The sequence below is a fragment of the Klebsiella sp. A-Nf5 genome (genome assembly GCF_002810545.1).
Classification (GTDB): domain Bacteria; phylum Pseudomonadota; class Gammaproteobacteria; order Enterobacterales; family Enterobacteriaceae; genus Klebsiella; species Klebsiella variicola.
In genome coordinates, this window is the sequence record NZ_PIOG01000253.1 from 1 (window position 1) to 641 (window position 641).

General features: G+C 42.0%; 1 protein-coding gene. It reads left to right on the top strand.

Features of this window, described 5'->3' with window-relative positions; translation table 11 throughout:
- Positions 1 to 165: 165 nt before the first annotated feature.
- On the top strand, positions 166 to 641 hold a 476-nt coding region (gene dctP / locus CWM53_RS23395; RefSeq protein ID WP_165785128.1), incomplete at its 3' end, for a TRAP transporter substrate-binding protein DctP.

A 641-nucleotide genomic window follows, 5' to 3' on the forward strand; every position in this document is an offset into this window, starting at 1 on the left:
CAAATATAATTAAACCCATAAAAGCCGTTATTTCATTGCCTCATTGAGAAAAAGTGTGAGTCAGGCAGCTTAAAGATGTACGACAACAAGGATAATATGTCATACAGAAACAAAGCATGACGCTTAAGATATTGACCAATTACCACAAGTGCATGGAGCCAACTCATGAAAAAATACGCTTTTTCTCGTTCTCTGATAGCAATATCTTTGCTTGCTCTATTCTGTTCAGGAGCCAGCGCAGCTGAAAAAATCACGTTAAAACTGGCACATAACCTTGAACGCAGCCACGTGGTGCATCAGGCGTTTGAAGAGATGGCCAAAGAGGTAAACCAGCTTTCTGACGGTAATATGAAGATTCGTATTTACCCCAGTAGCCAGATGGGCAGCGCACGCGAAACGATGGAGTTATTACAAAATGGCGCGCTGGATTTGACCAAAGGTTCTGCCAGCGATCTGGAGTCATTTGATAATATCTACGCGATATATAATTTACCGTTTCTGTTTAACGATCAAAATCATTTCAATAAGGTGGTCTTCGGGGAAGTGGGCAAGGAAATAATGGATTCGACGAAAGAGAAAGGATTCTTTGCCCTTTCCGCTTATGTCGCCGGAACCCGAAGTTTTTATGCCAAAAAGCCCAT